The sequence below is a fragment of the Pseudomonas sp. HP_01 genome (assembly GCF_055284355.1).
Window position 1 is genome coordinate 199,484 of record NZ_JBTOPV010000045.1, and the last position, 24,041, is coordinate 223,524.

General features: G+C 60.5%; 20 protein-coding genes and 2 pseudogenes. 15 read left to right on the forward strand and 7 right to left on the reverse strand.

The genetic code is table 11. The annotated features are described in order from the left end of the window. Positions 1 to 56: 56 nt before the first annotated feature. Positions 57 to 1,238, forward strand: coding sequence for a formate-dependent phosphoribosylglycinamide formyltransferase (gene purT, locus ACYAR8_RS20830; RefSeq protein WP_074892283.1), 1,182 nt, complete (start codon positions 57 to 59; stop codon positions 1,236 to 1,238). A gap of 172 nt (positions 1,239 to 1,410) precedes the next feature. Here purT and ACYAR8_RS20835 read toward each other — a convergent pair whose 3' ends face one another. The 3 genes from ACYAR8_RS20835 to ACYAR8_RS20845 form a co-directional block, all read right to left on the reverse strand. Continuing rightward, entirely contained in the window at positions 1,411 to 2,733 is a 1,323-nt protein-coding gene (locus ACYAR8_RS20835) for an MFS transporter (protein ID WP_108120890.1), read from the reverse strand. A gap of 302 nt (positions 2,734 to 3,035) precedes the next feature. Then, on the reverse strand, positions 3,036 to 4,274 hold the full coding sequence (locus ACYAR8_RS20840) for a CNNM domain-containing protein (RefSeq protein WP_463580926.1): 1,239 nt from the start codon (positions 4,272 to 4,274) through the stop codon (positions 3,036 to 3,038). Positions 4,275 to 4,286: 12 nt separating this feature from the next. Continuing rightward, positions 4,287 to 5,099, reverse strand: a complete 813-nt coding sequence (locus ACYAR8_RS20845; RefSeq protein WP_108120892.1) for a cytochrome c biogenesis protein CcsA — start codon at positions 5,097 to 5,099, stop codon at positions 4,287 to 4,289. Positions 5,100 to 5,389: 290 nt separating this feature from the next. Between ACYAR8_RS20845 and ffh the strand changes: the two genes are divergently transcribed. The 11 genes and pseudogenes from ffh (at position 5,390) to ACYAR8_RS20900 (ending at position 16,645) form a co-directional block, all read left to right on the forward strand. Continuing rightward, complete coding sequence (gene ffh, locus ACYAR8_RS20850) at positions 5,390 to 6,766, forward strand: signal recognition particle protein (protein WP_065989960.1); 1,377 nt, start codon at positions 5,390 to 5,392, stop codon at positions 6,764 to 6,766. Between the two features lie 246 nt (positions 6,767 to 7,012). Beyond that, positions 7,013 to 7,264, forward strand: a complete 252-nt coding sequence (rpsP, locus tag ACYAR8_RS20855; RefSeq protein WP_037012442.1) for a 30S ribosomal protein S16 — start codon at positions 7,013 to 7,015, stop codon at positions 7,262 to 7,264. Positions 7,265 to 7,269: 5 nt separating this feature from the next. Then, positions 7,270 to 7,806 (forward strand): ribosome maturation factor RimM, encoded by a 537-nt coding sequence (rimM, locus tag ACYAR8_RS20860; RefSeq protein WP_463580927.1) that lies wholly within the window; start codon positions 7,270 to 7,272, stop codon positions 7,804 to 7,806. 3 nt (positions 7,807 to 7,809) lie between these two features. After that, positions 7,810 to 8,562 carry a tRNA (guanosine(37)-N1)-methyltransferase TrmD gene (trmD, locus tag ACYAR8_RS20865; RefSeq protein ID WP_065989956.1) on the forward strand — a complete coding sequence of 251 codons (753 nt, stop codon included), beginning with the start codon at positions 7,810 to 7,812 and terminating at the stop codon, positions 8,560 to 8,562. A gap of 43 nt (positions 8,563 to 8,605) precedes the next feature. Then, positions 8,606 to 8,956, forward strand: a complete 351-nt coding sequence (gene rplS / locus ACYAR8_RS20870) for a 50S ribosomal protein L19 (protein ID WP_037012438.1) — start codon at positions 8,606 to 8,608, stop codon at positions 8,954 to 8,956. 129 nt (positions 8,957 to 9,085) lie between these two features. After that, positions 9,086 to 9,982 (forward strand): site-specific tyrosine recombinase XerD, encoded by an 897-nt coding sequence (gene xerD, locus ACYAR8_RS20875; protein ID WP_074892279.1) that lies wholly within the window; start codon positions 9,086 to 9,088, stop codon positions 9,980 to 9,982. Between the two features lie 167 nt (positions 9,983 to 10,149). Next, on the forward strand, positions 10,150 to 10,890 hold the full coding sequence (gene dsbC / locus ACYAR8_RS20880; RefSeq protein WP_074892278.1) for a bifunctional protein-disulfide isomerase/oxidoreductase DsbC: 741 nt from the start codon (positions 10,150 to 10,152) through the stop codon (positions 10,888 to 10,890). 132 nt (positions 10,891 to 11,022) lie between these two features. Then, positions 11,023 to 12,327, forward strand: a complete 1,305-nt coding sequence (locus ACYAR8_RS20885) for a homoserine dehydrogenase (protein ID WP_074892277.1) — start codon at positions 11,023 to 11,025, stop codon at positions 12,325 to 12,327. 150 nt (positions 12,328 to 12,477) lie between these two features. Further along, positions 12,478 to 13,887 carry a threonine synthase gene (gene thrC / locus ACYAR8_RS20890; RefSeq protein WP_074892276.1) on the forward strand — a complete coding sequence of 470 codons (1,410 nt, stop codon included), beginning with the start codon at positions 12,478 to 12,480 and terminating at the stop codon, positions 13,885 to 13,887. Between the two features lie 172 nt (positions 13,888 to 14,059). Beyond that, positions 14,060 to 16,135, forward strand: a pseudogene (locus tag ACYAR8_RS20895) (transporter substrate-binding domain-containing protein); the annotation flags it as partial. Between the two features lie 213 nt (positions 16,136 to 16,348). Further along, positions 16,349 to 16,645 carry a DUF3509 domain-containing protein gene (locus tag ACYAR8_RS20900; protein ID WP_427684199.1) on the forward strand — a complete coding sequence of 99 codons (297 nt, stop codon included), beginning with the start codon at positions 16,349 to 16,351 and terminating at the stop codon, positions 16,643 to 16,645. 196 nt (positions 16,646 to 16,841) lie between these two features. On the opposite strand, the gene ACYAR8_RS20905 is transcribed toward ACYAR8_RS20900, so the two are convergent. After that, positions 16,842 to 17,738 (reverse strand): TIGR02285 family protein, encoded by an 897-nt coding sequence (locus tag ACYAR8_RS20905; protein WP_463580928.1) that lies wholly within the window; start codon positions 17,736 to 17,738, stop codon positions 16,842 to 16,844. A gap of 199 nt (positions 17,739 to 17,937) precedes the next feature. On the opposite strand from ACYAR8_RS20905, the gene ACYAR8_RS20910 reads away from it, so the two are divergent. The 3 genes from ACYAR8_RS20910 to ACYAR8_RS20920 all read left to right on the forward strand — a co-directional run bounded on the left by ACYAR8_RS20910 (position 17,938) and on the right by ACYAR8_RS20920 (position 21,778). Then, a complete protein-coding gene (locus ACYAR8_RS20910; RefSeq protein ID WP_074892273.1) occupies positions 17,938 to 18,480 on the forward strand; it encodes a YaeQ family protein in 543 nt (180 codons plus the stop codon). Positions 18,481 to 18,581: 101 nt separating this feature from the next. After that, positions 18,582 to 20,291: a single-stranded-DNA-specific exonuclease RecJ gene (gene recJ / locus ACYAR8_RS20915; protein WP_108120895.1), complete on the forward strand. Its 1,710-nt coding sequence runs from the start codon at positions 18,582 to 18,584 to the stop codon at positions 20,289 to 20,291. A 380-nt stretch (positions 20,292 to 20,671) separates the two neighbouring features. Then, positions 20,672 to 21,778, forward strand: coding sequence for an NADH:flavin oxidoreductase/NADH oxidase (locus ACYAR8_RS20920; protein ID WP_463580929.1), 1,107 nt, complete (start codon positions 20,672 to 20,674; stop codon positions 21,776 to 21,778). Between the two features lie 161 nt (positions 21,779 to 21,939). Here ACYAR8_RS20920 and ACYAR8_RS20925 read toward each other — a convergent pair. The 3 genes and pseudogenes from ACYAR8_RS20925 to ACYAR8_RS20935 form a co-directional block, all read right to left on the reverse strand. Continuing rightward, a pseudogene (locus tag ACYAR8_RS20925) lies at positions 21,940 to 22,131 on the reverse strand (type II toxin-antitoxin system HicB family antitoxin); the annotation flags it as partial. Between the two features lie 160 nt (positions 22,132 to 22,291). After that, positions 22,292 to 23,101 (reverse strand): ABC transporter permease, encoded by an 810-nt coding sequence (locus ACYAR8_RS20930; RefSeq protein ID WP_463580930.1) that lies wholly within the window; start codon positions 23,099 to 23,101, stop codon positions 22,292 to 22,294. Next, positions 23,091 to 24,041 carry an ABC transporter permease gene (locus tag ACYAR8_RS20935; protein WP_463580931.1) on the reverse strand — a complete coding sequence of 317 codons (951 nt, stop codon included), beginning with the start codon at positions 24,039 to 24,041 and terminating at the stop codon, positions 23,091 to 23,093. Before ACYAR8_RS20935 ends, ACYAR8_RS20930 begins: the two co-directional genes overlap by 11 nt.

The following is a 24,041-nucleotide window of genomic DNA, read 5'->3' on the forward strand; positions in this document are numbered from 1 at the left end:
CCTGCGGTTGCTTGCACATCGCGAGCAACCCTCGACCTGCTCCACGAGGACCTGAGATGACTCAAATCGGAACTCCACTGTCGCCGACCGCGACCCGCGTTTTGCTCTGCGGTTGCGGCGAGCTTGGCAAGGAAGTCGTGATCGAGCTGCAACGGCTGGGCGTTGAAGTGATCGCCGTCGACCGTTACGCCAATGCTCCGGCGATGCAGGTCGCGCACCGCAGCCACGTCATCAATATGCTCGACGGCGCAGCGTTGCGTGCGGTGATCGAGTCCGAGAAGCCCCATTACATCGTCCCTGAAATCGAAGCGATCGCCACCGCGACCCTGGTGGAGCTGGAGTCCGAAGGCTTCACCGTCATTCCGACGGCCCGCGCTGCGCAGCTGACCATGAACCGCGAAGGCATTCGTCGTCTGGCCGCTGAAGAGCTGGACCTGCCGACCTCGCCGTATCACTTTGCCGACACCTTCGAAGACTACAAGAAAGCCGTCGAAGACCTCGGCTTCCCGTGCGTGGTCAAGCCGGTGATGAGCTCGTCGGGCAAGGGCCAGAGCCTGCTGAAAACCGACGCGGACATCCAGAAGGCCTGGGACTATGCCCAAGAAGGCGGTCGTGCCGGCAAAGGCCGGGTGATCATCGAAGGCTTCATCGATTTCGATTACGAAATCACTCTGCTGACCGTGCGTCACGTCGGCGGCACCACCTTCTGCGCGCCGGTCGGCCATCGTCAGGAGAAGGGCGACTATCAGGAATCCTGGCAGCCCCAGGCCATGAGCCCGGTGGCATTGGCCGAGTCCGAGCGCGTCGCCAGAGCGGTAACTGAAGCGCTGGGTGGCCGTGGTCTGTTCGGCGTCGAGTTGTTCATCAAGGGCGATCAGGTCTGGTTCAGCGAAGTCTCGCCGCGCCCCCACGACACCGGTCTGGTTACGCTGATCTCCCAGGACCTGTCGCAGTTCGCGCTGCACGCCCGGGCCATTCTCGGTCTGCCGATCCCGCTGATTCGCCAGTTCGGCCCATCGGCGTCGGCAGTGATTCTGGTAGAAGGTCAATCAACCCAGACGGCGTTCGCCAATCTGGAGCAAGCCCTGAGCGAACCGGATACTGCGCTGCGTCTGTTCGGCAAGCCCGAGGTCAACGGTCAGCGCCGCATGGGCGTTGCCCTGGCCCGTGACGAGTCGATCGAAGCGGCCCGCCGCAAGGCCACTCGCGCGTCGATCGCGGTTAAGGTTCAGTTGTAAGCGTCACGCAGAACGAAAAACGGCGCCCTCAGGGGCGCCTTTTTTGTTTGGCTGTCAGGCAATAGCCCTCTGTAGGAGCGCGCTTGCCCGCGATTGCTGTGTGTCAGGTTCGGATGCAGTGACTGACACACCGCATTCGCGGGCAAGCGCGCTCCTACAGGTTCCGGCGTGATCAGGCAATCGTATCCAGATCCGCGTGCCGGGTTTCTTTCAGGCACAGCACGGCGATCACGCTGATCAACGCTGCCGCCGAGACATACCCGCCGACCCAGCTCAGGCCGCCCATCTCCACCAGCTTCTGTGCGAAGAAAGGCGCGACCGAGGCACCGACAATACCGCCGATGTTGTAGGCCGCCGACGCGCCGGTATAACGCACCCGCGTAGGAAACAGCTCCGGCAACATCGCCCCCATCGGCGCGAACGTAACCCCCATCAGAAACAGCTCGATCGAGAGGAACAGCGTCACCGCCCAAGTCGTGCCGTGGGTCAGCAAAGGCTCCATCAGAAAGCCGGACAGGATCGCCAGCACTCCGCCGACGATCAGCACCGGCCTGCGGCCAAATCGGTCACTCGCCAGCGCGGACAGCGGCGTGGCGAGGGCCATGAACAGCACCGCAAAACACAGCATCGCCAGAAACGACTCGCGACTGTAACCCAGCGTTTTCACTCCGTAGCTCAGCGAGAAGACTGTGGAGATATAGAACAGCGCGTAGCACACCACCATCGACGCTGCCCCCAGCAGCATCGGCTTCCAGTACTGCCCGAAGAGCTCGGCAATCGGCAGTTTCACACGCTCATGGCGGGCGATGGCCTTGGCGAAAACAGGCGTTTCCTCAAGCTTCAGGCGCACATACAGCCCGATGATGACCAGCACGGCACTGAGCAGAAACGGCACACGCCAGCCCCAGGAGCGGAATTGCTCGTCGTCCAGTGTCATGGCCAGCGTCAGAAACAGCCCGTTTGCTGCAAGGAAACCGATCGAAGGACCCAGTTGCGGGAACATGCCGAACCATGCTCGCTTGCCCTTGGGGGCGTTCTCGGTCGCCAGCAGCGCCGCGCCGCCCCATTCGCCGCCCAGTCCAAGGCCCTGGCCGAAGCGCAGCACGCAGAGCAGGATTGGCGCCCATGATCCGATGGCGTCGTAACCCGGCAACACGCCGATCAGCGTGGTGCAGACGCCCATGAGCAGGAGTGAGGCGACCAGTGTCGATTTGCGCCCGACGCGATCACCGAAGTGGCCGAACAACGCAGAGCCCAAGGGACGTGCGAGAAAAGCGATCCCGAACGTCAGAAACGCCGACAGCATCTGTGCGGTGCTGGAGGTTTGCGGGAAGAACACCGGGCCGATCACCAACGCGGCGGCGGTGGCGTACACGTAGAAATCGTAGAACTCGATGGCGGTGCCGATGAAACTGGCGGTGGCGACGCGTGCCGCAGAATTGGCGGGGCGGGCCTCGCTCTCGTCGCGGGTTGGAGAGGCGGAAGTCGTGGTCATGCGGAATCCCTGGCAGTCGTATCGCCTGTCAGCGGGTGACGAAAATTCGTACGCGCGCTGCGGCAATCGTTAATTGTTTTTTTGGTCCAGCGCTGAACAGACTAGCCCGGATGCGGGCAAAGATGCGTGGCGTGCTCGGGATGGGAGCGAAGGCCAGGGTGTCGCGTGAGCGGTCAGGCTGTGTGACTGGCCAGATCGCGCATCGTGCGGGTAGCACGCGGATCGGCGGGGCTGGGTAAGCGAATCGATTATAGAAAGGTGGTCGGCGCGGAAACAAGTGTTTCAGGGCGCCGCCTGCCTTTTCAGATCACGTCTTTGGTGCGGGTGTTCAGCCACATCAGCACCCGACTGACGCGGTTGTCTTCAGTTTCGAGAATTTCCAGACGGTAGGGGCCGATCTTCAGGCAGACCGCGCTGTTGGGGATGGTCTCCAGCGCTTCGGTGATCAGGCCGTTGAGGGTTTTGGGTCCGTCGGAGGGCAGATGCCAGCCAAGGCTTTTATTCAGATCGCGAATCGACGCCGCGCCTTCGATCACCAGTCGCCCGTCAGGCTGCGGCTGAATGTGCGGGTTATCGAGGGCCTGCTCGCTTTCGAACTCGCCGACGATCTCTTCCAGAATGTCTTCGAGGCTGACGATGCCCAGCACTTCGCCGTATTCATCGACCACCACGCCCATGCGCCGCTGCTGTTTGTGGAAGTTGAGCAGCTGCATCTGCAGCGGGGTGCTTTCAGGCACGAAATACGGTTCGTAGCAGGCGGCTCGCAGCGCCTCTTTGGTCAGCTCGTTGCGCGGCAGCAGGTGGCTGATCATCCGCGTGTTGAGCACGCCTTCCACCTGATTGATGTCGTTGTGGTAGACCGGCAGCCGGGTGTGGCGGGAAATGATCAGCTTGTCGATGATCTCCTCGATGGTGTCGTCGAGGTTGATGCCGTCGACTTCGCTGCGCGGCACCAGGATGTCATTCACGGTCATGCGGTCCAGCGCGTAAATCCCGGAAATCACATGGGCGCGGCCATACTGGCTTTCGTTGTCCTGATAGACCGTCGGACGGGTGTCGTCTTCGTCATCGATGGTGTCTGGCCGACGCTTCGACAGAAAAGGGCGCAACAGCGTCTTGGCGATGTTCTTGTAGACCCAGGTCAGTGGCTGCAACAGTCGAACCGGGATGCGCAGCACGTTGTTGCCCAGCAGCAGGACTGATTCGGGACGACGGGCCGCCAGCTTTCGCGGTATGAACTCGGTTACCACCACCAGCACGCTGGTGACACCCAACCAGGCAATCAGAGGACCGTGGAAATACCAGTGTCCGATGGCGAGCAGGGTGGCGAGGACGGTAATCAGTGCCTTGAGCAGCGTGTTGCCGAGAATGAGGCTGTTGAGGTTGAACGCCAGAACCGGCTTCGGTGGCTCGTTGGAGCGGGGATTGACCGGTGTCGCCCGGAGATTGTGATGCGCCGCCTCGACCGCGCTGAACAGCGCGGACCACAACGTGAGCAGGGCAAGCAACGCAAGCATTGTGCCGGCCGGCAGATTATCCATGATCAACGCCCGTCAGATGTGCAGGATGTATTCACGAACGAGCTTGCTGCCGAAGTAGGCCAGCATCAGGAGCACGAATCCGCCCAGCGTCCAGCGGATTGCCTTGTGGCCGCGCCAGCCCAAATGGTGGCGTCCCCACAGCAGCACACTGAAGACAATCCACGCGAGGATCGACAGCAGGGTTTTGTGCACCAGATGCTGGGCGAACAGGTTTTCGACGAACAGCCAGCCGGAGATCAGCGACATCGACAGCAAGACCCAGCCGGCCCAGAGAAAGCCAAAGAGCAGGCTTTCCATGGTCTGCAGCGGCGGAAAGCTTCTGATCAGGCCAAGTCGGTGCTTGTTCTTCAACTGGTGATCCTGCAGCAGCAGGAGCAAGGACTGGAACACCGCGATGGTGAACATTCCGTAGGCGAGGATCGACAGCAGGATATGGCTGATGATGCCGTGTTCTTCAATGATCGATTGCTGGGTACCGGAAGGCGCGAACTGCGCCATCAGGCTTGTGAGCAGCCCTAGCGGGAACAGGAGAATCAGCAGGATTTCGACGGGGAGGCGAATACACGCGAGCATGGTCACGATGATCACCGAAACAGCGATCAGGCTGGCGGCACTGAAAAAGTCCAGACCCAGGCCGATAGGGCGCACCAGTTGGCCGAACAGCGCACTGGCCTGGCAGGCGACGGCAAGGGTGCCGATCAGGCACAACAGCCATTTGTCGGCCTTTTGGCCCTGACGCAGGCGCATACCCTGGTAGACGGTCGCAGCGGCGTAGAAGACGGCGGCGGCGAGGCTGAAGAGCAAACTCGGTGACAAGGGGGACATAGATCCTGTTGGGCGTGCTCGGAAGCCGGTGAGTTTGGCATAAAAGGCGCATTTCACGAAAGACCACAGAAGCAGACGCCGTGGTGTCCGTGCGCGGGAGTCTTCGCTATAATCCGCGACCTGCTCAAGCCACAGGCTAGTCGATCGCTGTTTCAGCCGCCTTTATAGCGTCCCTATTATTAATAGCGATCCTGTGAAGAGCAGGCGTCGCGATTCGCCAGCCGACTGAAAAGGCCGCTACGGGCCGGGCCGCATCAATCGGGGTTCAGTACGAACCCAAAGGATCACGCATGTTTGAAAATCTGACAGATCGTCTCTCGCAGACGCTGCGCCAGGTCACTGGCAAAGCCAAGCTGACCGAGGACAACATCAAGGACACACTGCGTGAAGTGCGTATGGCACTGCTTGAAGCCGACGTCGCCTTGCCGGTTGTCAAAGACTTCGTCAATCGCATCAAGGAGCGCGCCGTCGGCACCGAGGTGTCGCGCAGCCTGACGCCGGGCCAGGCGTTCGTGAAGATCGTCCAGGCCGAGCTGGAAGAGATGATGGGGGCGGCCAACGAAGAGCTGACCCTCAACGTCACGCCGCCGGCGGTCATCCTGATGGCGGGTCTGCAAGGTGCGGGCAAGACCACCACAGCCGGCAAGCTCGCCCGATTCCTGAAAGAACGCAAAAAGAAAACCGTGATGCTGGTCTCGGCGGACGTCTATCGTCCGGCCGCGATCAAGCAGCTGGAAACCCTGGCAAACGACATCGGCGTGACGTTCTTCCCGTCCGACATCAGCCAGAAGCCGGTGGACATCGCCGAAGCGGCTATCAAAGAAGCCAAGCTCAAGTTCATCGATGTCGTGATCCTCGACACCGCCGGTCGTCTGCATATCGACGCCGAGATGATGGGCGAGATCCAGGCGCTGCACGCGGCGGTCAAGCCGGCCGAGACGCTGTTCGTGGTCGACGCCATGACCGGCCAGGATGCTGCGAACACCGCCAAGGCGTTTGGTGATGCGCTGCCGCTGACCGGTGTGATCCTGACCAAGGTCGATGGCGACGCCCGTGGCGGTGCTGCGCTGTCGGTGCGCGCCATTACTGGCAAGCCGATCAAGTTCATCGGTATGGGCGAGAAGAGCGAGGCACTGGAGCCGTTCCACCCGGACCGTATCGCATCGCGCATCCTCGGCATGGGCGACGTGCTCAGCCTGATCGAGCAGGCCGAACAGACCCTCGACAAGGACAAGGCCGACAAACTCGCCAAGAAGCTGAAGAAAGGCAAGGGCTTCGACCTCGAAGACTTCCGCGATCAGCTGCAACAAATGAAGAACATGGGCGGCCTGGGCGGGCTCATGGACAAGCTGCCAAGCATCGGTGGCGTTAACCTGTCGCAGATGGGCAACGCACAAGGCGCGGCCGAAAAGCAGTTCAAGCAGATGGAAGCCATCATCAATTCGATGACCCCGGCCGAGCGTCGCGACCCTGAGCTGATCAGCGGTTCACGCAAGCGCCGTATCGCCATGGGTTCCGGCACCCAGGTGCAGGACATCGGTCGTCTGATCAAGCAGCACAAACAGATGCAAAAGATGATGAAAAAGTTTTCGACCAAGGGCGGCATGGCCAAAATGATGCGCGGCATGGGCGGAATGTTGCCCGGCGGCGGTATGCCCAAAATGTAAATTGCATCGCGCGGGCGTTATTCCCGCGCGTTCTTCATTGGGGCAACCGTCCCGGTGGCCTGCTCAGGCAGGCACTCACCGCCGTCATCCCTGACGGCTCCATGGCAGATCTAGGTGGCCCGACGGCGTACGCCGGAAAAAGTCATTTGCAAAAATCCGGATATTCCTTAGAATATGCGGCCTTTCGGGCACCCATGCCCGCTGTGCATCTTAGATTTGCAGCACCGACTACAGGAAAATTGTTCAATGCTAACAATCCGTCTTGCCCTTGGCGGCTCTAAAAAGCGCCCGTTCTACCACCTGACTGTCACCGACAGCCGCAACCCACGTGACGGTTCCCACAAGGAACAAATCGGTTTCTTCAACCCGGTTGCCCGTGGTCAGGAAATCCGTCTGTCCGTGAACCAAGAGCGTCTGGCCTACTGGCTGAGCGTTGGTGCACAACCTTCTGAGCGTGTTGCTTCGCTGTTGAAGGAATCTGCTAAGGCTGCGGCCTGAGCAATATGAACGCGACGCCAGCTTCCGCCGACGATCTGATCGTCATCGGCAAGATTTACTCGGTACACGGCGTTCGCGGCGAAGTGAAGGTGTATTCCTTTACTGATCCAACCGAAAACCTGTTGCAGTACAAAACCTGGACGCTCAAGCGCGGAGGCAATGTGAAACAGGTCGAGCTGGTCAGTGGACGCGGGAACGACAAGTTCCTGGTCGCCAAGCTCAAGGGTCTTGATGATCGTGAAGAAGCTCGTCTTCTGGCCGGTTATGAGATCTGCGTGCCACGCAACCTGTTCCCTGAATTGACCGACGGCGAGTACTACTGGTACCAGCTTGAAGGTCTGAAGGTCATTGACGGTCTTGGGCAATTGCTCGGGAAGGTCGATCATCTTCTGGAAACCGGCGCCAACGATGTAATGGTGGTCAAACCCTGCGCAGGCAGTCTGGATGATCGCGAACGCCTTTTGCCCTATACGGAGCAATGCGTGTTGGCAGTTGATCTGGTTGCAGGCGAGATGAAGGTGGAATGGGACGCGGATTTCTAAGCAATGGCCAGCCTGCGCATAGAAGTCATCACGCTGTTTCCCGAGATGTTTTCCGCCATCAGCGAATACGGCATTACCAGCCGTGCGGTGAAACAGGAGCTGTTGCAGCTCACCTGTTGGAATCCGCGGGATTACACCACTGATCGACATCACACTGTGGACGATCGCCCGTTTGGCGGTGGCCCTGGCATGGTGATGAAGATCAAGCCCCTCGAAGATGCTTTGGCTCAGGCCAGGCAGGCGGCGGGGGATGCGGCGAAGGTGATTTACCTGTCGCCACAAGGCCGCAAGCTGGATCAGTCTGCGGTACGCGAACTGGCGCAGGAAGAAGCACTTATCCTGATTGCCGGTCGTTATGAAGGCGTCGACGAGCGTTTTATTGAAGCTCATGTCGATGAAGAGTGGTCAATTGGCGACTATGTGTTATCTGGCGGTGAGCTGCCGGCCATGGTCCTGATAGATGCGGTTACGCGACTGCTGCCTGGAGCTTTAGGGCATGTAGATTCCGCGGAGGAAGATTCCTTCACGGATGGTCTGCTGGATTGCCCGCACTACACCCGACCGGAGGTGTATGCGGATCAGCGTGTTCCCGACGTATTGCTTAGTGGCAATCACGCACACATCCGGCGTTGGCGTTTACAGCAGTCCCTTGGGCGGACCTATGAACGACGCGCCGATCTTCTGGAAAGCCGCTCGCTTTCTGGAGAAGAGAAGAAGCTGCTGGCGGAATACCTCCGCGAGCGGGACGATAGTTAACGTATCGATGGTAAATCCAACCGGTTTACCTTAGGAGCACAGCATGACTAACAAAATCATCCTTGCACTCGAAGCAGAGCAGATGACCAAAGAGATCCCTCCCTTTGCCCCGGGCGACACCATTGTCGTTCAGGTGAAAGTGAAGGAAGGCGACCGCGCTCGTCTGCAGGCGTTCGAAGGCGTTGTTATCGCCAAGCGTAACCGTGGTGTGAACAGTGCTTTCACTGTTCGTAAAATCTCCAACGGTGTCGGCGTTGAACGTACTTTCCAGACCTACAGCCCGCAAATCGACAGCATGGCTGTGAAACGTCGCGGCGACGTTCGCAAGGCCAAGCTGTACTACCTGCGTGACCTGTCCGGTAAAGCAGCTCGCATCAAGGAAAAACTGGTTTAATCCCAGTCTTCCCATGCGAATGAAAAAGCAGCCTACGGGCTGCTTTTTTGCTTTCTGGCATTCGGGTTTTGTCCCGCCTTCGCAGGTATGAAAAACTGCCTCCGCTTTCCACCACTCAAGTCAGAACCCATGCCCGCCATTGACCATCCCATGATCGACCGCTTCCTCGACGCCCTGTGGCTGGAGAAAGGGCTGTCGGACAACACGCGCGACGCCTATCGCAGCGACCTGGCGCTATTCAACGGCTGGTTGCAGGAAAAGGGCGTGGACCTGATGAGTGTCAGTCGGGAAGCGATTCTCGACCACCTGGGGTGGCGGGTCGACAATGGCTACAAACCTCGCTCGACGGCGCGGCTGCTTTCTGGCGTACGCGGTTTCTATCGCTATCTGCTCCGGGAGAAGCTGATCGCGGTCGACCCGACGTTGCAGGTCGACATGCCGCAGCTGGGTAAGCCGCTTCCCAAATCCTTGTCCGAAGCTGACGTCGAAGCGTTGCTCGCCGCGCCCGATCTGAGCGACGCCATCGGCCAGCGCGACCGGGCCATGCTCGAAGTGCTCTACGCCTGCGGACTGCGCGTGACCGAGCTGATCAGCCTGACACTGGAGCAGGTCAACTTGCGCCAGGGCGTGTTGCGCATCATGGGCAAAGGCAGCAAGGAGCGGCTGGTGCCGATGGGGGAGGAAGCCATCGTCTGGGTCGAGCGCTACATGCGCGACGCTCGCCACGAATTGCTCAATGGCCGGCCCAGCGACGTGCTGTTTCCCAGCCAGCGCGGCGAACAGATGACCCGCCAGACCTTCTGGCATCGCATCAAGCATCAGGCCAAAGTCGCCGGCATCGGCAAATCCCTGTCGCCTCACACCCTGCGTCACGCCTTTGCCACCCACCTGCTCAACCACGGCGCCGACCTGCGCGTCGTGCAGATGCTTCTCGGCCACAGCGACCTGTCGACCACGCAGATCTACACCCATGTCGCCCGCGCGCGGTTGCAGGAAATGCATGCGAAGCATCACCCGAGGGGATAGATGACCTCGGTAATTTACGATCTGTCTTACATCGGCGGGCGTCGGCCTTGGGAGCCTTATGTGATAGGCTTTGCCGGTTTCGCAGATCAAGGCCCTGAAAACATCCCGGTGCTTTTTCGCCACCCGTTTTCAGCCCGGCCCGTCTGCTCACCGCTCGAGGAGTTTTCATGCGCGTCACTCGTTTTCTCGGTGCTGCCGTTGTAGCGCTGGCCAGCTCTTTCAGCCTGTTTGCCCACGCCGATGAGGCGTCCGACAAAGCCATTCGCAAGACCCTGGAATCGCTCAATCTGGAAATTCCCATCGAGAGCATTTCCAGCAGTCCATTGAACGGCCTCTATGAGGTCAATCTGAAAGGCGGCCGCGTGCTCTACGCCAGCGCCGACGGCCAGTTCGTCATGCAGGGCAACCTGTATCAGATGCAGGGCGGCAAGCCGGTCAACCTGACCGAGAAGGTTGAGCGTCAGGCGATTTCCAAGACCATCAATGGCATTCCTGCTGCTGAAATGGTTGTCTATCCAGCCGTTGGCGAAACCAAGTCACACATCACGGTGTTCACAGACACTACCTGCCCGTACTGCCACAAACTTCACGCCGAAGTGCCGGAGCTGAACAAGCGCGGCATCGAAGTGCGTTACGTGGCGTTCCCGCGCCAGGGCCTGGGTTCGCCGGGCGACGAGCAACTTCAGGCCGTGTGGTGCTCGAAAGACCGCCGCGCTGCCATGGACCGCATGGTCGACGGCAAGAATATTCAGGCGCCCAAGTGCGACAACCCGGTCACCAGGCAATTTGAAATCGGCCAGTCCATCGGCGTGAACGGTACACCGGCCATCGTGTTGGCCGACGGTCAGCTGATTCCGGGCTACCAGCCGGCGCCACAAGTCGCCAAACTGGCGCTGAGTGCCAAGTAATTTCGTTTATCGCAGCCTCCTGCGGTAGACATTGAAGCGGCCTGTGCGCAGCGCTTCATCAATAGCGAGCCGTGTTGAATGCGGCTGATTCCACGGCCGGCCTCGCGTCGGCCGTTTTATGGGGAGTTCATAGTGAAACCGGTCAAAGTAGGCATCTGTGGGCTGGGTACTGTCGGTGGCGGTACCTTCAATGTGCTAAAGCGTAACGCCGAGGAAATTGCCCGCCGTGCCGGGCGTGGAATCGAAGTGGCGCAGATTGCCATGCGTACACCAAACCCCAATTGCCAGATTACCGGTACCCCGACCACGACCGACGTATTCGACGTGGCGAGCAACCCTGAAATCGACATCGTCATCGAGCTGATCGGTGGTTACACCATCGCCCGCGAACTGGTGCTCAAGGCCATCGAAAACGGCAAGCACGTGGTCACCGCCAACAAGGCGCTGATCGCCGTGCACGGTAACGAGATTTTCGCCAAGGCCCGGGAGAAGGGCGTCATCGTTGCTTTCGAAGCGGCAGTGGCGGGCGGTATCCCGGTGATCAAGGCCATTCGTGAAGGCCTGTCGGCCAACCGCATCAACTGGGTCGCCGGCATCATCAACGGTACCGGCAATTTCATCCTCACCGAGATGCGTGAAAAGGGCCGTACCTTCCAGGACGTTCTTGCCGAAGCGCAGGCGCTGGGCTATGCAGAAGCCGATCCGACCTTCGACGTCGAGGGCATCGACGCCGCGCACAAGCTGACCATTCTGGCGTCCATCGCCTTTGGCATCCCGCTGCAATTCGACAAGGCCTACACCGAAGGCATCACCAAGCTGACCACCGCCGACGTCAATTACGCCGAAGCACTGGGTTACCGCATCAAGCACCTTGGCGTTGCCCGCAGCACGCCGAGCGGTATCGAACTGCGCGTTCACCCTACGCTGATCCCGGCGGATCGCCTGATCGCCAACGTCAATGGCGTGATGAACGCCGTGATGGTCAACGGCGACGCCGCCGGATCGACCCTCTTCTACGGCGCGGGTGCCGGCATGGAGCCGACCGCTTCATCCGTGGTGGCCGATCTGGTCGACGTGGTCCGTGCCCTGACCACCGACCCTGAAAACCGCGTCCCGCATCTGGCCTTCCAGCCCGATTCGCTGTCGGCCCACCCGATCCTGCCGATCGATGCGTGCGAAAGTGCGTACTACCTGCGCATCCAGGCCAAGGATCATCCGGGCGTGCTGGCGCAGGTGGCGAGCATTCTGTCCGAGCGCGGCATCAACATCGAATCGATCATGCAAAAAGAAGTCGAAGAGCACGACGGCCTGGTGCCAATGATTCTGCTGACCCACCGCGTGGTCGAGAAACGCATGAACGATGCGATCGAAGCGCTGGAAGCGCTGGAAGATGTTGCCGGGCCGGTTGTGCGCATCCGCGTCGAGCATCTGAACTGAAAGCAGCGATAAGTCCAAAGCGGCAAGCTGCAAGTGAGAGCAAAATCATATCGCGGTGAGCTTCGTGCTCCGGGCGGCAGGGGGAAGGCGAATCGTCTTGACCTGCAGCTCGCCACTTGAAGCTTGCCGCCCAAACCGAAGGTTTGAAAAATGCGCTATATCAGTACCCGCGGCCAGGCACCGGCCCTGAATTTCGAAGACGTGTTGCTGACCGGTCTGGCGAGCGACGGTGGTCTGTACGTTCCAGAGAACCTGCCGCGTTTCACTCAGGAAGAAATCGCGTCCTGGGCCGGTCTGCCTTACCACGAGCTGGCATTTCGCGTCATGCGCCCGTTCGTGACGGGCAGCATTCCCGACGCGGATTTCAAGAAGATTCTCGAAGAAACCTACGGCGTGTTTTCCCACGCGGCGGTCGCCCCACTGCGTCAGCTGAACGGCAACGAGTGGGTGCTGGAGCTGTTCCATGGCCCGACCCTTGCGTTCAAGGATTTCGCCCTGCAACTGCTGGGTCGTCTGCTGGATTACGTGCTCGAGAAGCGCGGCGAACGCGTGGTCATCATGGGCGCAACGTCGGGTGACACCGGCTCGGCCGCCATCGAAGGCTGCCGTCGCTGCGACAACGTCGACATCTTCATCCTGCACCCGAACAATCGCGTTTCCGATGTTCAGCGCCGCCAGATGACCACCATCTTCGGCGAGAACATTCACAACATCGCGATCGAAGGCAACTTCGACGACTGCCAGGAAATGGTCAAGAACAGCTTCGCCGACCAGAGCTTCCTCAAGGGCACGCGTCTGGTGGCAGTGAACTCGATCAACTGGGCGCGGATCATGGCCCAGATCGTTTACTACTTTCACGCGGCGCTGCAGTTGGGTGGCCCGGCGCGTTCGGTGGCGTTCTCCGTGCCGACCGGCAACTTCGGCGACATTTTCGCCGGCTACCTGGCCCGCAACATGGGCTTGCCGATCAGCCAGCTGGTGGTCGCGACCAACCGCAACGACATCCTGCACCGCTTCATGAGCGGCAATCAGTATGTCAAAGAGACCCTGCACGCAACGTTGACCCCGTCGATGGACATCATGGTGTCGTCCAACTTCGAGCGTCTGCTGTTCGACATGCACGGTCGCAACGGCGGCGCGATTGCCAAGCTGATGGACACCTTCAGGCAAGGCGGCGGTTTCAGCGTGGATGAAGAACGCTGGACCGAAACCCGCAAGCTGTTTGATTCCCTGGCGGTCAGTGACGAAGACACCTGCAAAACCATCGCCGAAGTCTTCGCCAGCACCGGCGAGCTGCTCGATCCGCACACCGCGATCGGCGTGAAGGCAGCGCGGGACTGCCGCCGCAGCCTGGACACGCCGATGGTGATTCTGGGAACGGCGCATCCGGTCAAGTTCCCGGACGCAGTGCTGAAGGCCGGTGTAGGAAAAGCGCTTGAGCTGCCTGCACATTTGTCTGATTTGTTTGAGCGAGACGAACGCTGCACCGTCCTGCCGAACGACCTCAAGGCCGTGCAGGCCTTTGTCAGCCAACACGGTAATCGTGGCAAACCCCTCTGACCGTATCGCCGTGTAACAACTAAGGCCCGCCTCGCAGCGGGCCTTGTTTTTTCTGCGTGCCACACTTCCGAAGAATTTCAATTTCTCGGATAAGCCTGTGGTTGTTAAACATTTTTACTCAGCGGCATTGAATGGCCGTCAGCTTGATATCGGACCGGCGCTGTGGGCACTCCTGCTGCTCGTGTGCCTCTACAGTCGCGCTGGTCACGCCGGTGAAAACCTGCCGTTCGCCTTGGGCGCACCTTTCCTCCCGCAGCAGCCCCTCGCCCTCGATGACGCGGACCGCCAGTGGCTGGACGCACGCAAGGCACTCCGTGTCGGCATTTCCGTCGCCGATCACGAGCCCGTCGACATCACCACCGACCGCAATCGCTATCAGGGCATCAGCGCGGATTACCTCAGCGTGGTCAGCGCCCGGTTGGCAATTCCCGTTCAATTGCGAGGGTTCGCCAAACGTGAGAAGGCCGTGGAGGCATTACTGGCGGGTGACATCGACGTGCTGACCAGCGCCAGCGGATTCGAGCGAAACAAAGCCGGGCTGGCGTTGACGCGCGAGTACGTGCCGGACCGGGCGGTGGTGTTCGGGCGGGCCAACGACACCAGCCTCAAGCCTACGCTGGAAGGTAAACGCGTGCTGCTGCTGGACGGCTATGCCGATGCTGCGGTTGTGCAGCGTATCTATCCCGAAAGCAATATCGTACTTGCCCCCACGCTCTACAGCGCCATGGAGGCGTTGGCCCACGACGACGCCGACGCGCTGATCGCCAACGAACTCGTGGTGCAGTCCTACAGCCTCTTGCGGCCCTACCTTCGGCTGCACAGAAAGTTCGACAGTCTGTTGCCAGCCGTTGGTTTTTCGTTCGCCCTTCGCGAGAAAGACTCCAGACTTAGCCTGCTGTTCGACCGCGTGCTGGCAGACATGGACGAGTCCTTGCATCGGGAAATTCTCGGGCGATGGACCGTCGGGCTTGGCGCTGACCCTGCTCGTCGGCAAGTCAGCCTTAATCCTGCTGAACAGTTATGGATTCGCAAGCATCCGCGGGTAGTGGTGGCGTCAACTCAGCACCCTCCCTACATTTACAAAGACGCTCGTGGTCAATGGGCAGGGTTGAATGTCGATCTGTTGGCGCGGATTTCGCGTCTGACCGGGCTGCAGTTTGTGTATCAGGAAGCGCCTTCAACCCATTCGCTGCTTGAGACCTTGGCCCACGGCGGCGCGCACATGAACACCACCCTGGCGGAGAACCCCGAGCGCAAGAAACTGCTGTATTTCACCTATGCATTTGGAGGCAATAGCTGGGTGTTTCTGGAGCGCGCCGACAGCGACGCGTCCCTTCAGCTGGCGGACATGACCGGCAAGGTACTTGCGCTTCCGTCGCGACATGCGTTGCTGGAGTTTATTCAGACACGCTATCCGCAAATCCGTCTGCGGCTCGTGCCCACCTACGCCGAGGCCCGGCAGCTCGTGGAGGAGGGTGAGGCGCACGCCACTATTCAGAACGAGGCAGGCGCCTGGTTGTATCCGCCAGGCGAGCTGAAAGTGGGGCGCAGCGTGGAAGGGTTGTGGTCTCCCGACCGGTTTTCCGTGGTCAAGGGCCATCCTGAATTGCTCGGCATCTTGAACAAGGCCCTGGAAGAATTTTCCGTGACGGAAATGCGCGCCATTCGCCTCAAATGGCTCGGTGCGGCAGCCGCTCCGCCTTCGGTCTGGAACCGCATTCCTTACTGGGTTTACTGGGTTACGAGCGCCTCACTGCTGCTGGGCCTGGTGTCGCTGCTCTGGAGTAGCCGCCTGAGGTATCAGATCCATCAACGGCAGCGCGCCGAAGCACAATTGGGTGATCAGCTCGCCTTCAAGCGAACCCTGCTTGATGCCTTCCCGAACCCTGTTTATGTGCGTGACCTGCAAGGCCGGCTCGTCGCCTGCAACCGCAGTTATGAGGAGAGCTTCGGGATCAGTTATGAACAGATGCAGGGCCGACGCCTGATCGATGTGGATCTCGTTGACCGTGAAATGGCCGAGCAAATGCACGCCGATTACATGAAGCTGCTGGAGACGCAGGAGCCCGTGTTTACCGAGCGCGCCCTTACGCTGGCCGGGCGAGTGGTCCACGCCTGGCAATGGGTGGTGCCCTACCATCGCGCCGACGGACAGATGCAGGGACTGCTCGGCGGCTGGATGGACATCAGCGAGCGCAAACGCCTGGAGAGCGAGTTGCGCGAAGCACGTCAAGCCGCGGAGCAGGCGGCAGGGCAGCTGAAGGGCCTGCTCGACGAATTGGGGCAAGCGAAGGCATCGGGGGTGTAAATTTTGCCTGTCACATTCGGCAGGCATGCTCCGGAATCAAGCTGTTGCGGTGAGTGCGCATGTGTCAAAGCGCCACAGTGCTCAGAACTTTCCACTGCTGCCAATGGTCATTGGTTAGCACCTTTGCATTCAAACTGTTGAGTGGTGATCCGGATGGAAAATATCAGCTTGCTACTGAGCGAAGCGCTGTCCCCTTATCAGGTGAGCATTGGCCCTGCCGGTATTCTGGGTGAGCGTCTGGTGACGCTGAAAAACCCAGTGGGTGCGATCGTGATTGAACGTGTTTTTTCTGCATCGCAATTGGGCGACAAGCGTCAGCTGACTGACGTGGTAGATGGTCTTCACCGTGATTTGATGGTGGCAGAAGGGCGCATCGAGCCTTGTGTGATCGCCGCCATGCGCAATGTTTCCCAGTCTGCTGCTTACACTGCCGCCCGACCTTTCGTCTGAGCCGCAGGGAACCTTCTCGATTCAGTAGGCTCCTATCAGTTACGGCAGGCGCAGGCATTGTGCTCCGGTGTTCATGCTGCCTGCCGTACGGGTCCAAGATGGGCCACGGTTGACCCCGAGTAGTCTCCCCGCTGCTCGGGGTTTCTTTTTGCCTGAAATTCAGCGCCTCAATGCCGGGCCTGGATTTGACCCGGCGTCAGTTCGGCACTTCATCGAAGAATGTCTGAGCGTCGCGCAGGTATTCCTCCTTCTTGACCATCCACTCCGCGTAAAACCCCACCAGCCGCGTCACTCGCAGCACACGCATTTCCCGGTTGATGATCTCCATCGCCGCGCGGCCCTTATCGGTCTTTGAACAGGCAATGTGAGCGAACTGGTATTTGGGCACGTCTTTGACCGGCAGGAACTCCAGCTCCGTTAGAGGAATGCCCTGTTGCTGCGCGTGAAAGCGCGCTTCCGGCCAGTAACTGATGATCGCCTGAAAGCGATCCAGCCGTTCCATCTCCAGCATGCTGCCCACCGCTGAATTGCCGTAGTGCAGGACCAGACGTTCGGGGTGAGGGGTCTCGCGCAGCACGTTATCGATGACCGGGCCGTAGCTGCGTTCGCCGACGATGCCGACATCGATACTGTCGCTGGCAAGCAAGGCGGCAAGGTCGAGGCGGCCGTCAGCATCGATGAACGGAGCGAACAGTGCGTGTCGCCTGCTCTCGATCGTTACGCCGTTACTGGGGGTCGCATAGGAAGGGATGGAAAACAGAATGGTTTTGTCGCGCTCGGGCGTCCACAGCAGGGTCGGGTCGCAGGCGAACACGTCATGGTCATTGAGCATCTGCGTTCCGCGCGCGCGGTTGACGTGCATGATCTGGTGATCGTATTCCGGCATCCGGGCAGTCAGCTCGGGCATCAGCTTGTCGATGGCCCCCTGGCCCGCCAACGGTCCGGAAAATATGGTCAGGGGCGGGAAGTCGCGCAGCAGCCAGATCAGCGTTTCACGTGCGGACGCCTTACCGGGCAGGCAGACGAACACACCTGCGATCAGCAAGGCGCGCATTCGGGAACCGGTGACATGCATGGAAGCGTTGACCTTCATCGACAGCGTCTCGCAGCAAGGAATCAGTGATGTGCTTCATTTATTTAACACATGTCATGGGGGCATGAGTAACGCCTCGCGAACGTTGTGCCCCATCTCCCATTTGAGGGGCCAGCCGCATCGCTCATCGAGTTCGGTCGTTCAACGGTGCTGCATCGGGTAGACTTGCCGCCTTTCCCGTCTCTCTAGAAGCCCGTTCATGGCCCAGCCGTCCACGACCTACAAGTTCGAACTCAATCTCACCGACCTTGACCGCGGGGTCTATGAAACCGTCAAGCAGACCATCGCCCGTCATCCTTCGGAAACCGAAGAGCGCATGACCGTGCGCCTGCTGGCCTACGCCTTCTGGTACAACGAGCACCTGTCGTTTGGCCGGGGTCTGTCGGACGTCGACGAACCTGCTTTGTGGGAAAAGAGTCTGGACGATCGCGTTCTGCACTGGATCGAAGTGGGCCAGCCCGATGCCGATCGCCTGACCTGGTGCTCACGCCGTACCGAACGCACGAGCTTGCTGGCCTACGGCAGTCTGCGGGTGTGGGAAGGCAAGGTCATACCGGCGATCAAGACACTGAAGAACGTCAATATCGCTTCGGTCCCCCAGGAAGTGCTGGAAGTCCTGGCCAAGGACATGCCCCGGGTGATCAAGTGGGACGTGATGATCAGCGAAGGCACGATCTTCGTCACAGATGATCGCGGCCAGCACGAAGTGCAACTGCAGTGGCTGGCGGGCGAGCGGGGCTGATTCAGTCCTGCACCACGACTGCCCCGCGACGCTACTGGCACGGAATCGCGACGGCAGCGCCACCTCCCGCCAGTCCCAACGAGAACACCAGCGGAACCTGAATGCGCATCGAACCACGCGAGTTACCTGACACCCTGCCTTTTCTTGGCGATCTGCCTCCCTTGCTCACCCGGCTGTACGCGGCCCGCGGCGTCGCGTCGGAGGCGGAACTCGACAAGGGCCTCGCCCGGTTGATTCCGTATCAACAGCTCAAGGGCATCGACGCCGCTGTCGATTTGCTGGTGACGGCGTTGCAGCAGCGCCAGCGCATCCTCATCGTCGGAGACTTCGATGCCGATGGTGCGACGGCCAGTACGGTCGGCGTCATGGGCCTGCGCTTGCTCGGTGCTGCCCATGTGGACTACTTGGTGCCGAACCGTTTCGAATTCGGCTACGGCCTGACGCCGGAAATCGTCCAGGTCGCCCTTGAGCGCCAGCCTGATTTGCTCATGACCGTGGACAACGGCATTTCCAGCGTCGAGGGCGTTGCGGCGGCGAAGGCGGCAGGCTTGCAGGTGTTGGTCACCGATCACCACTTGCCCGGGCACGAATTGCCGGCGGCTGATGCCATCGTCAATCCGAACCAGCCGGGCTGCACCTTCCCGAGCAAGTCGCTGGCCGGTGTCGGCGTGATCTTTTATGTGCTGATGGCTTTGCGCGCGCGACTGCGGGACATCGGCTGGTTCGAGGGCCGCGCTCAACCCAACCTGGGCGAATTGCTGGATCTGGTGGCCTTGGGCAGCGTCGCCGACGTGGTGCCGCTCGATGCCAACAACCGGATTCTGGTGCACCAGGGGCTGATGCGCATCCGCGCCGGACGTGCACGTCCAGGGTTGCGTGCCATTCTTGAGGTCGCCCGGCGCGAGGCGTCGCGTATCACCTCCACCGATCTGGGGTTCATCATCGGCCCGCGTCTGAATGCGGCCGGGCGTCTGGATGACATGAGCCTGGGTATCGAATGCCTGCTGTGCGATGACGAGACCGAGGCGCGGGAAATGGCCGTGCGTCTGGACGAACTCAATCAGGACCGCAAATCCATCGAGCAGGGCATGCAGCGCGAGGCGCTCGCTCAGCTCAAGGACCTGCCGCTGGAGTCGATGCCGTTTGGTCTGTGCCTGTTCGAACCTGAATGGCACCAGGGCGTGATCGGCATTCTGGCCTCGCGTCTGAAAGAGCGTTATCACCGTCCGACCATTGCGTTCGCCAGTGCAGGTGAAGGCGTGTTGAAGGGCTCAGCGCGTTCGGTACCGGGCTTTCACATCCGCGACGCACTCGATGCCGTGGCGGCGAAACATCCCGAGCTGATCAGCAAATTCGGCGGTCACGCGATGGCGGCCGGGCTGTCGCTGCCTGAAGGTAATTTCCCGGCATTCGCCGAGGCCTTCGACGCCGAGGTCCGCCGTCAGCTCAAGGAAGAGGACCTGACCGGCCGGTTGCTTTCCGACGGCACCCTGGCGGTAGAAGAGTTTCACCTGGAGCTGGCCCGTGCGCTGCGCAACGCCGGCCCGTGGGGACAACACTTTCCCGAGCCGTTGTTCCATGGCGTGTTCCAGCTGGTTGAACAGCGAGTGGTCGGCGAGCGCCATCTGAAGATGGTACTCAAGACCGAATGCGGCAGCGTCAGGCTTGAAGGCATCGCCTTCAGCGTCGACCGCGACGTGTGGCCCAACCCGACCGTGCGCTGGGTCGAGCTGGCGTACAAGCTGGACCTGAACGAATTTCGCGGCAACGAAACCGTGCAACTGATGGTGGTTCACCTTTCACCGCGTTGAGCCACGATCAATTCGCGGTGTGCCTACTGACGCCTTCCCGGCTAAAGCCGCTCCCACAGGGGGACGCGTTCTTTCAGTGGGGCCGGCTTCAGCCGGGAAGAGGCCCGCGTGGGCACCCTCAACCTGATCGTTCCCACGCTCCGCGTGGTAATGCATGCTACGACGCTCTGCGTCGCAGCGATGGACGCGGAGCGTCCAGGGCTGGCATCCCCACGCGGAGCGTGGGGACGATCATTCAAAGCGAGTCCTACAGGTGTATGCGGTGTTTCAGCTGGACCGGCTTCAGCCGGGAAATGACTGAACCCTCACTTCGCTCGGGTTGTCGACTAGGCTCAAGGTTCGCACGTAAGGAACCTGCCACACGATCTGAGAGGTCCCCCATGAGCCTGCTGCTTGAACCCTTTACCCTTCGCCAACTGACCCTGCGCAACCGCATTGTGGTTTCACCGATGTGTCAGTACTCCTGTGCCGACGGCCTGGCCAATGACTGGCATCTGGTCCACCTGGGCAGTCGCGCAGTCGGCGGCGCCGGGCTGATTTTCACCGAAGCGGCGGCAGTTACCCAGGACGGGCGTATCACCCCGGAAGACCTCGGCCTCTGGAACGACGAGCAAATCGAGCCGCTGCAACGCATCACTCGATTCATCAACGCCCAAGGCGCGGTCGCCGGCATTCAGCTGTCCCACGCTGGACGCAAGGCCAGCACATGGCGTCCGTGGGTGAGCCAGAGCGGCGCCATCCCTGCCGACCAGGGCGGCTGGGCGACCTGGGGCCCCTCGAAGATCGCTTTCGACCCGACCTACACCGTGCCTACAGCGCTGGACGAAGCCCAGATTCGGGACATCATCAAGGCGTTCGTCGATGCCGCCAAACGCGCCTTGACCGCCGGTTTCAAAGTGGTCGAAATCCACGCCGCCCACGGTTACCTGCTGCATCAATTCCTGTCGCCGCTGAGCAACCAGCGCCAGGATCAATACGGTGGCTCGTTCGAAAACCGCATTCGTCTGACCCTCGAAATCACCAAAGCGGTGCGCGAAGTCTGGCCCGCAGACCTTCCATTGTTTGTCCGTGTATCGGCCACAGACTGGGTGGAAGGTGGCTGGAACGTGGATGAAACCGTTGAACTGGCCAAGCGCTTGAAAGAGCTGGACGTCGACCTTGTTGACGTGTCTTCCGGCGGCACTGCCGCGAAAGCCGAGATCCCGGTGGGCCCGGGTTATCAAACCGAGTTTGCCGCTCGCGTACGCAACGAGTCCGGCATTGCCGCTGGCACCGTAGGCATGATCACCGAGCCCACCCAGGCCGACACCATCCTGCGTACTGGCCAGGCGGACCTGATTTTCCTCGCCCGTGAACTGCTGCGCGATCCGTACTGGCCGCTGCAAGCCGACGAGACCCTCGGTGGACGCCAGGCCACATGGCCCGCGCAGTACCAGCGCGCAACGCACCGCGACCAGCCGATTCATGAGTCGGATCTGCGCGATTGATCACGCCGCTGAATAGCTGATATAGCCGCGCTTGTTGATGTCAGGTCCGGTCAGTGAATCGGGATCGACCGGAGCTGACAGCGATCGACAAGCGCGTCAGGCCTGACGATAGAGTCTGGAAATGCAGGAGCATTTGATCCCGGTCAGATGGGATTAGATAGCTCACTGTTCATGCGTTCGCAGACATCAAGATAATCGTCCACAGCCTCTTCAAATGCCTTGCGAACTTCCTGGATCGACTGGCCATGGAAGCCGATCACATCTTTGACCCCGGCGACATGACCTACGAACAGGCCGTCCTCATCGCTGTAGTTGATCGGGGCTGAGTAGCCTTTGTAGTTCATTATTCTCATGGAGTTACTCCTGCGTGCAGCGGGCAAAGTAGGCTACTGACAAGCCTGAGCCTAGCGTTTCGCGGTAGGAAAAGGAGATGCGTTAGGGCTCCTGCGTCTTTATCCTCCCTAGCTCGTTCTATCTGCCGCCAGTCGTGGAAGGCTCACTGCTCCAACCCCTTTACTTCCCCCCACTCCCCGCCACGCTTTCCCCACCCCGAGTCAGGTAGTACGCGCCGAGTATCGGCAGCAGGGTCACCATCATCACGAGCATCGCGACGACATTGGTCACCGGCACGTCCCGTGGGCGGCTGAGTTGATTGAGCAGCCAGATCGGCAGGGTGCGTTCGTGCCCGGCGGTGAAGGTGGTGACGATGATTTCGTCGAACGACAGGGCAAACGCCAGCATGCCGCCGGCCAGCAACGCCGAGCCCAGATTGGGCATGATGATGTAGCGAAAGGTCTGCCAGCCGTCGGCGCCAAGGTCCATCGACGCTTCGATCAGACTGTGGGAGGTGCGGCGCAGGCGGGCGATGACGTTGTTGTAGACGATCACCACGCAAAAGGTCGCGTGGCCGACGATGATGGTGAACATCCCCGGCTCGATCCCCAAGGTCTTGAACGCCGACAACAAGGCCAGTCCGGTGATGATGCCGGGCAGGGCGATGGGCAGAATCAGCATCAGCGAAATGCCGTCCTTGCCGAAGAAGTCTCGCCGGTACAGCGCCGCCGAGGCCAGCGTGCCGAGCACCAGTGCAATCAGCGTGGCAACGCAGGCGATTTGCAGCGACAGCTTGATCGACTCCAGCACGTCAGGCCGCGCGAATGCCACGCTGATCCACTTCAGGGTGAAGCCTTTCGGCGGGAAGCTGAAAGCGGCGTCTTCGGTGTTGAAGGCGTAGACGAAGATGATCAGGATCGGAAAGTGCAGAAACACCACCCCGCCCCAGGCGGCGATCTTCAGGCCCCACGACGCTTTTTCAGAGTGCATCGAAAGCCCCCAGACGCTTGACGATAGCCAGATAGACCGCGATCAGCACGATCGGCACCAGCGTGAATGCCGCCGCCATGGGCATGTTGCCGATGGCGCCTTGCTGGGCGTAGACCATGCTGCCGATGAAGTAGCCCGGCGGGCCGATCAGTTGCGGCACGATGAAATCCCCCAGCGTCAGCGAAAACGTGAAGATCGAGCCCGCCGCAATGCCCGGCACCGACAGCGGCAGAATCACTTGCATAAACGTCTGCCGGGGCGTGGCGCCGAGGTCGGCGGAGGCGTGCAGCAAAGAGGGCGGCAAGCGTTCGAGGGAGGCCTGAATCGGCAGAATCATGAACGGCAGCCAGATGTAGACGAACACCATGAAACGCCCCAAGTGCGAGGTCGACAACGTGCTGCCGCCAACGCCGGGCACGCTCAACAGCCACTGCAACACCGGCGCCAGCCCAAGATGCTGCACGAACCATTGCGCGACGCCGCCCTTGGCCAGCAGCAGCGTCCACGCGTAGGCCTTGACGATGTAGCTGGCCCACATTGGCATCATCACCGCGATGTAGAAGAACGCCTTGGTTTTGCCGGTGGTGTAGCGCGCCATGTAATACGCGATGGGGAAGGCGACGATGGCGCTGGCGATGGACACCGCAACCGCCATGGTCAGGGTGCGGCGGATGACGTCGAAGTTTGCCGGGTTGAACAGCGCGCCGAAGTTCGCCAGGGTCAGGTCCGGCGTCACGGTCATGCTGAAGTCGTCGAAGGTATAGAAACCCTGCCACAACAGGCCCAGCAGCGAGCCGAGGTAAATCGCGCCGAACCACAGCAGCGGCGGGATCAGCAGCAGTGACAGGTACAGGTTCGGGCGTCGATACAGCAGGTTGGAAAAGCGTCGACGTGGCGATTGCCGTTGCGTCGGCGCCGAGGCATTGAACGTCTGACCCAT